General features: G+C 67.4%; 9 protein-coding genes and 1 pseudogene. 2 read left to right on the forward strand and 8 right to left on the reverse strand.

All coding sequences use genetic code 11. The features are described 5' to 3' along the window. On the reverse strand, positions 1–334 hold a 334-nt coding region (locus LPZ50_RS15445; RefSeq protein WP_230662362.1), incomplete at its 3' end, for a glycerate kinase. 112 nt (positions 335–446) lie between these two features. On the opposite strand from LPZ50_RS15445, the gene pyk reads away from it, so the two are divergent. After that, a complete protein-coding gene (gene pyk / locus LPZ50_RS15450; protein ID WP_230662355.1) occupies positions 447–1,889 on the forward strand; it encodes a pyruvate kinase in 1,443 nt (480 codons plus the stop codon). A gap of 93 nt (positions 1,890–1,982) precedes the next feature. Here pyk and LPZ50_RS15455 read toward each other — a convergent pair whose 3' ends face one another. Beyond that, positions 1,983–3,212 (reverse strand): nucleoside recognition domain-containing protein, encoded by a 1,230-nt coding sequence (locus LPZ50_RS15455; protein WP_230662356.1) that lies wholly within the window; start codon positions 3,210–3,212, stop codon positions 1,983–1,985. A 135-nt stretch (positions 3,213–3,347) separates the two neighbouring features. Between LPZ50_RS15455 and LPZ50_RS15460 the strand changes: the two genes are divergently transcribed. After that, entirely contained in the window at positions 3,348–5,564 is a 2,217-nt protein-coding gene (locus tag LPZ50_RS15460; RefSeq protein WP_230662357.1) for an acyl-CoA dehydrogenase, read from the forward strand. Between the two features lie 169 nt (positions 5,565–5,733). Here LPZ50_RS15460 and def read toward each other — a convergent pair whose 3' ends face one another. The 6 genes and pseudogenes from def to LPZ50_RS15490 all read right to left on the reverse strand — a co-directional run. Continuing rightward, the gene (def, locus tag LPZ50_RS15465) at positions 5,734–6,267 is read right to left on the reverse strand and encodes a peptide deformylase (protein WP_230662358.1); all 534 of its coding nucleotides are present in this window, start codon (positions 6,265–6,267) and stop codon (positions 5,734–5,736) included. Between the two features lie 22 nt (positions 6,268–6,289). Then, entirely contained in the window at positions 6,290–6,685 is a 396-nt protein-coding gene (gloA, locus tag LPZ50_RS15470) for a lactoylglutathione lyase (RefSeq protein WP_230662359.1), read from the reverse strand. 99 nt (positions 6,686–6,784) lie between these two features. Further along, entirely contained in the window at positions 6,785–7,759 is a 975-nt protein-coding gene (locus LPZ50_RS15475) for a Bug family tripartite tricarboxylate transporter substrate binding protein (RefSeq protein WP_230662360.1), read from the reverse strand. A 72-nt stretch (positions 7,760–7,831) separates the two neighbouring features. Next, positions 7,832–9,064 (reverse strand): tricarballylate utilization 4Fe-4S protein TcuB, encoded by a 1,233-nt coding sequence (tcuB, locus tag LPZ50_RS15480; protein WP_329957665.1) that lies wholly within the window; start codon positions 9,062–9,064, stop codon positions 7,832–7,834. Next, positions 9,051–10,457, reverse strand: coding sequence for an FAD-dependent tricarballylate dehydrogenase TcuA (tcuA, locus tag LPZ50_RS15485; RefSeq protein ID WP_230662361.1), 1,407 nt, complete (start codon positions 10,455–10,457; stop codon positions 9,051–9,053). The genes tcuB and tcuA overlap by 14 nt, the downstream gene beginning before the upstream one ends. Positions 10,458–10,537: 80 nt before the next feature. After that, positions 10,538–10,955, reverse strand: a pseudogene (locus LPZ50_RS15490) (hypothetical protein); the annotation flags it as partial.

Below are 10,955 nucleotides of genomic sequence, written 5' to 3' on the forward strand. Positions count from 1 at the left end.
AGTTGGCCGTGTTCATGTCGTGGGTGCGGCGGCGCTCGTCGCCGGTGTTCTTGCGCAGCTCGAGGAATTCTTCGATGACGGCGGTGTCATTGCCCAGCCAGCCCCATGCCGCCTGCAGCGATTCGCCCAGCGCGCCGGTGACGGGCGTGCTGCGCCATTGTCCGCCAGTGGCCGCCAGTACCGCCGCCACGGTGCCTTCGCCGCCGTCGGCCATGGGTACGCACAGGGTTTGCGCACCCGGAAAGGCCTGCTTGATGCCGCGTTCGATGGCGGCGGCGGCATCCGGGGCGGACAGGCTTTCTTTGAATGAGTCGGGGGCAATGACGATTTTCACGGTGGCGGGGTGCGGCAGGCGCAACAGAGTCAGCTCAGGTATGCCCATAATACCCGCGCCGCCGGCGGGCGGCGTACCATAGCGCTTTCGTCGTTTTGCGAGAGGGTTATCCATGTCCGTATTGCGTCGCACCAAAATCGTCGCCACGCTGGGGCCATCCACGTCCACGCGCGAGCAACTGCAAGCGCTGGTGCGGGCCGGCATCGACGTGGCGCGGCTGAATTTTTCGCACGGCACCGCGGACGACCACCGCGAGCGCGCGCGCCTGGTGCGCGAGATCGCGGCCGAGCAAGGCCGCTTCGTGGCCCTGATGGGCGACCTGCAAGGCCCCAAGATCCGCATTGCGCGCTTTGCCGACAAGCAAGTCATGTTGCGCGCCGGGCAGCCTTTTGTGTTGTCGAACAGCCATCCCAAGGATGCGGGCGACGCCAGCATCGTGGGCATCGACTACCCCGAGCTGGTGCAAGACTGCAAGCCGGGCGACGAACTGCTACTGGACGACGGCCGCGTGGTGCTGGTGGTGGACAGCATTGCCGCCGACGCGGTGCACACCACCGTCACGGTGGGCGGGCCCCTGTCGAACAACAAGGGCATCAACCGGCGCGGCGGCGGCCTGTCGGCGCCCAGCCTTACCGACAAAGACCGTGCCGACATTCTCACGGCGGCCGAGCTCAAGCTCGACTACGTAGCCGTTTCGTTTCCGCGCTACGGACGCGACATCGACGAGGCGCGCCAACTGGTGCGCGCGGCCGGCAGCGAGGCCTGGATCATCGCCAAGATCGAACGCGCCGAAGCCGTGGTCGACGACGAGGCCCTTGATTCGCTGATCCGCGCCAGCGATGGCGTCATGGTGGCGCGCGGCGACCTGGGGGTCGAGGTGGGCGATGCCGAGTTGGTGGGCATCCAGAAGCGCATCATCCAGCATGCGCGCACCCTGAACAAAGTGGTCATCACCGCCACCCAGATGATGGAATCGATGATTTCCAGCCCGCTGCCCACGCGCGCCGAAGTGTCCGACGTGGCCAACGCGGTGCTCGACTATACCGACGCCGTGATGCTGTCGGCCGAAAGCGCCTCGGGCCAGTTTCCGGTGGAAGCGGTGCAGGCAATGGCGCGTGTGTGCCTGGGCGCCGAAAAACACCCCACCACCACGCATTCGCACCACCGGCTGGGCGAAACCTTTACCCGCTGCGACGAGACCATCGCGCTGGCCGCCATGTACGCGGCCAACCACTTCCCGGGCGTCAAGGCCATCATCGCACTGACCGAAAGCGGCCACACGCCGCTGATCATGTCGCGCATCCGTTCGGGCGTGCCCATCTACTGCTACAGCCCGCACAGCCTGACGCAGAACCGCGTGGCCATGTTCCGCGGGGTGTACACCGTGCCGTTCGATCCTTCCGTATACGACCCGGCCGAACTCAGCAACGCGGCCATCGACGAACTGAAAAAGCGCGGGCGCGTGCAGCCGGGCGACTGGATCATCCTGACCAAGGGCGATTTCTATCGCGACAGCGGCGGCACCAACGGGATGAAAATCCTGATGGTGGAATGATGCGGGCCGCGACAGTCTCAGCAAGACGGTGTCCGGCACCCTGACGGGAGCCGGACCCCCGGCACTGCCCGCGAAACGCGCCGCCGACAGGGTTTACCCAAAGAACCAGTAGCACACGCCAATGGCGGCCAGTACCCCGGCCAGGTCGGCGGCCAGGGCGCAGCCCACGGCATGGCGGGCGCGCAGGATGCCTACCGACCCAAAGTACACGGCCAGCACGTAAAAGGTGGTTTCGGTGCTGCCCTGCATGACCGCGGCCAGCAGCGCCGGGAAGCTGTCCACGCCGAAGTGGGTCATGGTTTCCAGCATCATGGCGCGGGCCGCGCTGCCGGAAAACGGCTTTACCAGGGCGGTGGGCAGGGCGTCCACGAAGCGGGTGTCCCAGCCCGCCGCATGGGCCAGCCAGCGCACGCCGTCCAGCACGATATCCAGCGCGCCCGAGGCGCGCAGCACGCCTACCGCGCACAGCATGGCCACCAGGTAGGGCAGCAGGCTCTTGGCTACGTCGAAGCCTTCCTTGGCGCCCGCGATGAAGGTTTCGTACACGGGCACGCGCTTGTATGCGCCCACCACCAGGAAGGCCAGCAGCACGCCGAACAGCATGATGTTGCCCAGCAGCGACGACAAGGTGGCGATGGCCGCGGCCGACATGGTGGCCAGCAGCGCCATGAAGCCGCCCAGCAGCAGGGCCGCGCCGCCCAGCCAGGCCAGCGCCACCGGGTCGTACAGTTTCAGGCGCTGGCAAAGCGCCACGGACAGCAGGCCGGCCAGGGTGGATGCGCTGGTGGCCAGCAATATGGGCAGGAACACCAGCGTGGGGTCGGCGGCGCCTTGCTGGGCGCGGAACATGAACAGCGTCACCGGCAGCAGCGTCAGCGACGAGGCGTTCAGCACCAGGAACAGAATCTGCGCGTTGGTGGCCGTTTCCGGATTGGGGTTCAGGGTTTGCAGCTCGCGCATGGCGCGCAGGCCGATGGGCGTGGCCGCGTTGTCCAGCCCCAGGCCATTGGCGGCGAAATTCAGCGTGATCAGGCCGATGGCCGGATGGCCGCGCGGCACTTCTGGCATCAGCCGCGCGAATAGCGGCCCCAGCAGGCCGGCCAGCTTTTCCACCAGCCCGGCGGCCTCGGCAATGCGCAGGAAACCCAGCCACAAGGTCAGCGTGCCGAACAGCAGCACCATGACTTCCACGGATACCCGCGCCATGTCGAACAGACTGGCGACGATCTGGCGAAACACATCGGCGTCGCCGATGACCAGCCACCGGTGCAGGCCCGCGGCGGCGGCGGCAAGAAAAAAACCCAACCAGAGCTTATTGAGCATGACGGAAGACAATTGGCAGGGGCATGGCCCCAATGCGGCGAGGCCCATTGTCGCAGACTTGGCCCGCCGGGTATGTCGGCGGAACTGCAATTCTGTTACCTTGCCTGTGTACGCGCACTTCATAAAAGGTTGAGCATGGACTTCAACGCCTGGCGGCGCCGCCGCATTTCCGATCCTGCTTATCGCTGGGCCCGCGGCGCCATGCCCGGCCTGTCCGACACCGAGCGCGAGGCCATCGAGGCCGGCGACGTCTGGTGGGATGCCGACCTTTTCACCGGCGACCCCCACTGGTCCAAGCTGCTTGCCGTGCCCCAGGCCACGCTGACGCCGGCCGAACAGCAGTTCATGAACGGCCCGGTCGCGCAACTGTGCGCCATGCTCGACGAATGGGACATCACCTGGAAGCACGGCGACCTGCCCGAGCCCGTCTGGCGCTTCATGCGCGAACAACGCTTCTTCGGCATGATCATCCCGCAAGAATACGGCGGGCTGGGCTTCTCGCCCTATGCGCATTCCGAAGTGGTGCGGCGCATCTCGGCCTATTCCGTCACGGCGGGGGTCACCGTCATGGTGCCCAATTCACTGGGGCCGGGCGAGCTGCTGCTGCAGTTTGGCACGCCCGAACAGCGTAATTACTGGCTGCCGCGCCTGGCCGATGGCACCGAGGTGCCGTGCTTCGGCCTGACCAGCCCCGAGGCCGGCTCCGACGCGGCCTCCATGACCGACACCGGCGTGGTGTGCCGCCAAATGCTCGACGGCCAGGAAGTGCTGGGCATCCGGCTGAACTGGCACAAGCGCTATATCACCCTGGGGCCGGTGGCCACGGTGCTGGGCCTGGCGTTCAAGCTGCACGACCCCGACGGCCTGCTGGGCGGGCCGGCCGACATCGGCATTTCGGTGGCGCTGGTGCCCACCGATGCGCCGGGCGTCACCATCGGGCGGCGCCATCTGCCGTCCATGCAAATGTTCCAGAACGGGCCCAACCAGGGGCAGGACGTCTTCGTGCCGCTGGACGCCCTGATCGGCGGGCCCGCCAAGGCCGGCCAGGGCTGGCAGATGCTGATGAGCGCGCTGGCCGCCGGGCGCGGCATTTCCCTGCCGTCGCTGTCGGCCGCGGCCGCCGTGTACTGCGCGCACGTTACGGGCATGTACGCGCGCGTGCGCCAGCAGTTCGGCATTCCGGTGGGGCGTTTCGAAGGCGTGCAGGAAAAACTGGGCCGGCTGGCCGGCAATGCCTACCTGGTCGAGGCCGCGCGCCGGCTGACCTGCGCGGCGCTGAACCAGGGCCAGAAGCCGGCCGTGGTGTCGGCCATCATGAAATACCACGCCACCGAACGCATGCGCGAATCGGTGAACGACGCCATGGACGTGCATGGCGGCAAGGCCGTCATCGACGGCCCCGCCAATTACCTGGGGTCGCTGTACCGGGCCGTGCCCATTGCCATCACGGTGGAAGGCGCCAACATCCTGACGCGCTGCCTGATCATCTTCGGCCAGGGCGCCATACGCGCGCATCCCTACCTGATGCAGGAAGTGCTGGCGCTGGGCGACACCGACGAAGACCGGGGGGCGCAGGCCTTCCACGAGGTGTTCTGGAAACACATGGGGCACGCGGCCAAGAACACGCTGCGCGCCTGGGGCAGGGCCTGGACGGGCGGCCTGCTGTCGCGCGCGCCGTCCGCGGGCGCCACCGCGCGGCATTACCGGCGCCTGGGCCGCTATGCCTCGGCCTTCGGGCTGTTGGCCGATGCGGCCATGGGGTCGCTGGGCGGGGCGCTGAAGCGGCGCGAAATGCTCTCGGCGCGCCTGGGCGACATCCTGGCCGAACTGTACCTGCTGTCGGCCGTGCTCAAGCGCTGGGAAGACGAAGGCCGCTGCCACGCCGACCTGCCGCTGGTGCTGTGGTGCATGGAAGACGGCTGCGCGCGCATCGAAACGCGCATGGACCAGGTGCTGGCCAACCTGCCTTCGCGGCCGCTGGCGTGGGCCTTGCGGGCCATGGTGCTGCCGGTGCGCCTGAATCGCGGCCCGGGCGACGAGCTTACCCGCGACTGCGCCGACCTGCTGCTGGCGCCGTCGCCCACCCGCGACCGGCTTACCGCCGACCTGCAGCGTGGCGAGGGCAACGACGTGCTGGCCGAACTGGAACGCGCGTTCGCCATGGTGAACGCCGTGCAGCCGCTGCACGACCGCCTGCGCCGCGAAGGGGTGCGCGACTGGCGCGACGCGCATCGCGGCGGGGTGCTTACCGATGACCAGGCGCGCCAGATCGAAGCCGCCGAGGCGGCCGTGGCGAAAGTGGTGGCCGTGGATGATTTCGCGCCAGGGGCGTTCGCGCGTAGCCAGGGTTGAAGGGCAAGCCGGATACCAGGTGTCTGACTCCCCGCAAGGGGTGTCAGACACCGATGTGTGCGCAGGTTCAGCACGACGGGGTCAGGCACCCTGCGGGAGCCAGACCCCTGACCAAGCCGCTGACGGCAGTGCCATGGGAGCCAGACACCCGGCAGCCCGAATCCCGAGGCTAGTCGTCCCGGTTGGGATCCATGCCCGGGAACAGCACTTCCGTGAAGCCGAACTTCGAAAAATCCTCGATGCGCGACGGATACAGCCGGCCGATCAGGTGGTCGCACTCGTGCTGTACCACCCGTGCATGGAAGCCTTCGGCTTCGCGTTCGATGGGCCTGCCCTGCGGGTCGAAGCCGCTGTAGCGGATATGGCGGTAGCGCGGCACCAGCCCGCGCAGCCCTGGCACCGACAGGCAGCCCTCCCAGCCGTCTTCGCGTTCGTCGGACAGCGGCGTGATCACCGGGTTGCAGAGTACGGTTTGCGGCACCGGCGGCGCATCGGGATAGCGCTCGTTGTGCTCGAATCCGAAGATCACCAGTTGCAGGTCCACGCCGATCTGCGGTGCGGCCAGCCCCACGCCCTGCGCGTGCGCCATGGTGTCGAACATGTCGGCCACCAGGGCGTGCAGTTCGGGGGTATCGAAGTGTTCCACCGGCGGCGCTACGCGCAGCAGGCGCGGGTCGCCCATTTTCAGTATGGCGTGGATCATGGCGGCGGCAATGGCGAAAGGGTCAGTCGTTGCGGTCTTTGCGCTGGATGAACTCGATCTTGTAGCCGTCCGGGTCTTCCACGAAGGCAATGACCGTGCTGCCATGCTTCATGGGGCCGGCTTCGCGCGTGACCTTGCCGCCTTTCTGCTTGACCTTTTCACAGGCGTCGTAGGCATCTTCCACTTCCAGGGCTATGTGGCCGTAGCCGTTGCCCAGGTCGTAGGCGCCAGTGTCCCAGTTATGGGTCAGTTCGATGACGGCGCCTTCGCTTTCGTCCTGGTAGCCCACGAAGGCCAGGGTGAACTTGCCGTCCGGGTAGTCTTTGCGGCGCAGCACCCGCATACCCAGGACGTTGGTGTAGAAGTCGATGGATTTGTCCAGGTTGCCGACGCGCAGCATGGTGTGCAGGAGACGCATGGGAAATTCCTTTTGCTAGATGAGGCCAGGGCGCTGAGCCCAGGCCGACATCGTAGCAAACCGCCCGGTCTCCTGCCCGGAGGGAACCCGGGTTCCGGCCTAGTTGGCGGTGGCGCCGGAGGCCTGCACCGCCTTGGCCCAGGACGCGATTTCCTGCTGGATGAAGGCGCCGAACTCGCCCTTGCTGACGGATGCTGCTTCGGCGCCTTCTTCCATCAGGCGTTGGCGCACCTCGGGCGCGGCCAGGGCCTTCGAGAAGGCGGCGTTCAGCGTGTCCACCACGTTCGCCGGAGTGCCGGCCGGAGCCACGATGCCGTGCCAGGAAATAGCCTGGAAGCCCGGCAGCCCCGATTCGGCCATGGTGGGCAGGTCGGGCAGGGCCGGCGAGCGGCGCGGCGATGTCACGGCCAGGGCGCGCAGCGCGCCGGCCTTGATGGACGGCATGGCGCCCGGAATGGTGGTGAACAGGAATTGCACCTGCCCCCCGATCAGGTCGGCCAGGGCGGGGCTGCCGCCCTTGTACGGCACGTGGACGAAATCCAGTTCGGCGCGTTGCTTGAACATTTCACCGGCCAGATGGCCGGGCGTGCCCGCGCCGGCCGAGGCCATGTTGAAGGCGTCGCCATTGGCCTTGATCTCGGCGATCAGTTCCTGCACATTGCCGGCCCGCACCTGCTTGTTCACCACCAGCACGTTGGGCACGGTGGCCAGCAGGGTAACCGGCGTGAAGTCCTTCACGGCATCGTATTGCAGCTTGCAGTACATCGACGGGTTGATGCCGTGCGTGCTGGCGGTGGCCAGCAGCAGGGTGTAGCCGTCGGGGTCGGCGGTGGCAACCGCCTTGGCGGCGATGGAGCCATTGGCGCCGCCCTTGTTGTCCACCACGATGGTCTGGCCCAGCGTTTTCGCGGCTTCCGCGGCCACCGTGCGCGCCAGGATGTCCGACGTGCCGCCGGCCGAGTGCGGCACGACCAGGGTGATGGTGCGCTGGGGATAGGTCTGGGCCCACGCGGGCAGGGTACAGGCGCAGGCCAGCAAGGCCGCGCAGGCGGCCTGGATCAGGGGGTGTTTCATCGGAAATGTCTCCGTGGTTTTGTAGAAAGCCCGATGGCGCCGGACCTGCCGGGCGCCATCGGGCAGGTCGGGTCAATCGGCGCCCAGCTTCAGGGGGTCGGGCTGGCGTTTTTCAATGGACCATTTCAGCAGCGAGGCGCTGCGGTAAATACCGTGGGCGAACTTGCCGTAGGGCAGCGTCAGGAACAGGGCCATGACCACGCCCAGGTGCACGGCCAGCAGCAGGCCCATGGCCGAAGTGTCGCGCCAGGCCAGCAGGGCCAGGCCGGTCAGGCTGGTCAGGAACAGCAGGGCGATGAAACCCCGGTCCATGGGCCGCTGGGCCGCGTCGCCCTGCAGCGGGTGGCGCTTCAGGTTCAGCCAGAACAGGCCGGCCGGCCCGATCAGCAGGCCGATGCCGCCCACCGTGCCCAGGATCACCGGCAGGCTCAGGTAGGGGTAGGGCGCTTCCCAGCCGAAGGCGTAGTGATACACAGTGGCCACGCAGGTGGCGGCAAAGCACAGCATGAAGCCGTAGAAGGTCAGGTGGTGAAACCGCCGCCGGGCCAGCGTGAAGGCGTCGTCGGCATTGTTGCAGCCCTTGCCGTGGCCGCCGTCCAGGTATTTCAGGCGCAGGGCGTCGTGGGTGGCCTCGGCCACGGCCGCGCCGCTGGCGGTGCCCGGCGACACGTCGCGCCAGAAGCGCGCCACGCCCACGCCCAGCGCCAGCATGGCGAACAGGAACACGGTGCCGAACATCAGGGCCAGCGTGTTGTGCGGGAAAATGGCATAGAAATCGCCCGCCAGCGGCTCGTGCAGCAGGCCGCCGGTTATGGCCACCATCAGCACCAGGAACAGCGACAGCCCCGCCGCCACGGCCAGCGACAGCGTCAGGCCGTTGTGTTTGTACAGCTTGCCCAGCGCGGCCGGCCAGGCATAGTCGCTGTAGGTTTGCACCCGCACCTTGGCCATGGCTTGCGGCACGTTCAGCATGAACTCGTGCGGCGGCGCGTACTGGCAGGCATGCAGGCAGGCGCCGCAGTTGTGGCACAGGTTGGCCAGGTAGTTGATGTCGGCTTTGCCGAATTCCAGCCGGCGCGTCATGGCCGGGAATACCGCACAGAAGCCCTCGCAGTAACGGCAGGCATTGCAGATCTGCATGACGCGCGCCACTTCGGCTTCGTCTTCGCTCAGGTTGGCCGTGGGCTTCGGCGCCGATTTGGCATGCCACTGCACCGATTGTTCGGCCGCCATGGCCGCGCCGGCGGCCGATGCCGGCATGGCGCTGGCGCGTGCCTGGCGGGTCAGTTCTTCAAGCTGCTTCACGTTGTGCTCCCTGTGCCTTCGCCGCGGCCGCGGCGCGCGTGCCGGCAATGCGGCCGAAGGCCGTGCCGATGGACATGCCGACCCCGGCGGTGTACCCCTTGCCCAGCACGTTGCCGGCCATCATCTCGCCCGCCACGAACAGGTTGCCGCTGGGCTGGCCGTTGAAACGCACGGCGGCCGTGTCGTCCACTTTCAGCCCCAGGTATGTGAAGGTAATGCCCGGGCGCAGCGCATAGCCGTAGAACGGCGCGGTATCGATGGGGCGGGCCCAGTGGGTCTTGGCGGGCTGCAGGCCTTCGGTGTGGCAGTCGTCCAGGCTGGTATGGTCGAAGGTGCCTACGCGGCATGCCGCGTTGTAGCTGGACAGGGTCTGCATGAAGGTGGTTTCGTCCAGCCCCAGTTTGCGGGCCAGCTCGGGCAGGGTATCGGCCTGCACGCCGGGAAACACCGGCGGCATGAAACGGCCCACTGCCTTGGAATCGATGATGGAATAGGCGATCTGGCCGGGCTGCATGGCGGTCAGGCGCCCCCAGATGGCATAGCGCTTGGGCCAGAAATCTTCGCCTTCGTCGTAGAAGCGTTCCGCGTCGCGGTTCACCACCACGCCCAGCGACACACAGTCGATGCGGGTACAGATGCCGCCGTCGTACAGCGGCGCGCGCGCGTCGATGGCCACGCAATGGGACTGGGACGGGTCGCCTATCATGTCGGCGCCGGCATCTATCATGAACTTCAGCAGCACGCCGGTGTTGAAGCGAGTGCCGCGGATCAGGAAATTGTCGGCCGGCCATTCGCCGCGTTCGTTCTGGCCCCAGGCCTCGCGCAGCCATTCGCGGTTGGATTCGAAGCCGCCGGCGGCCAGCACACAGGTGCGCGCGGGAATGCGTTCGGCGCCAATGCGGGCGGCCACGAAGCGGCCGTCGTCCAGTTCCAGCGCATCCACCAGGGCGTCGTAGCGGATCTGTACGCCCAGTGCTTCGGCGCTGCGGTAATACGCATTCACCAGCGCCTTGCCGCCGCCCATGAAGAACGCATTGGTGCGGGCCACATGCAGCGCGCCCGACAGCGGCGGCTGGAAATTCACGCCATGCTTGCGCATCCAGTCGCGACAGGTGGACGATTCGCGTATGACCAGCCGCGCCAGGTGCTCATTGGTGATGCCGCCGGTTACCTTCAGCAGGTCTTGCCAGTATTCTTCTTCAGGATAAGCGTCCACCAGCACGTCTTGCGGCGCATCGTGCATGCAGCGCAGGTTGCGCGTGTGCTGCGAATTCCCGCCGCGCCATTCGCGCGGCGCGGCTTCCAGCATCAGCACGCTGGCGCCGGCTTCGCGCGCCATCAGCGCGGCGCACAGGGCGGCATTGCCTCCGCCTATAACCAGTACATCGATCATGAAATAGTGCCCGTAGAGTCAGCTGGGCACTATAGGAGCAGGGGGCGCGGTCGCGCCAGCCTGTGATCGTCAACAGGCGTTCACGATTTATGAAGAGTGGCCCCGGGCCATGCGCCGGCGCGCACCAGGCTTTCCACGGTTTGCGCCAGCAGCACGCGGGCCGCCAGGGCGGCGGGCGAGAGCTCGTCATCGGACACGCTGGCCAACAGGTTGGAGCGGCGCACGTGGCGGTCGGTAATCTGGCGCACCGCCAGGGGTTCGCCGCGCAGCCGCACCGTGGCCGCGCCCGGCTGGATGGTGGCGCCGATCACGATGTCGCCGTTGAACAGGGAGGCCGATACCGGCACCGTGGGCGTGGCGGGATCGGCGAAGGTCACGAACGTCGTGCCGTCCGACTTCAGTTGCGCGGCCTTCGCGGCGGTGTCCGCGGCACTGGCCCATGCGGCCCGGTCGCTGCTGGTCACCACCAGCGCCTTGGCCTGCTTGCCGTTGGCCGCC

This window comes from Bordetella petrii, from assembly GCF_020991325.1.
Classification (GTDB): Bacteria; Pseudomonadota; Gammaproteobacteria; order Burkholderiales; family Burkholderiaceae_B; genus Bordetella_A; species Bordetella_A petrii_E.

Coding starts and splice junctions, on each gene's coding strand:
- def (WP_230662358.1), bottom strand. CDS start 6,267: ATGATCCACGCCATACTGAAAATGGGCGACCCGCGCCTGCTGCGCGTA.
- LPZ50_RS15455 (WP_230662356.1), bottom strand. CDS start 3,212: ATGCTCAATAAGCTCTGGTTGGGTTTTTTTCTTGCCGCCGCCGCCGCG.
- LPZ50_RS15460 (WP_230662357.1), top strand. CDS start 3,348: ATGGACTTCAACGCCTGGCGGCGCCGCCGCATTTCCGATCCTGCTTAT.
- gloA (WP_230662359.1), bottom strand. CDS start 6,685: ATGCGTCTCCTGCACACCATGCTGCGCGTCGGCAACCTGGACAAATCC.
- pyk (WP_230662355.1), top strand. CDS start 447: ATGTCCGTATTGCGTCGCACCAAAATCGTCGCCACGCTGGGGCCATCC.
- tcuA (WP_230662361.1), bottom strand. CDS start 10,457: ATGATCGATGTACTGGTTATAGGCGGAGGCAATGCCGCCCTGTGCGCC.
- LPZ50_RS15475 (WP_230662360.1), bottom strand. CDS start 7,759: ATGAAACACCCCCTGATCCAGGCCGCCTGCGCGGCCTTGCTGGCCTGC.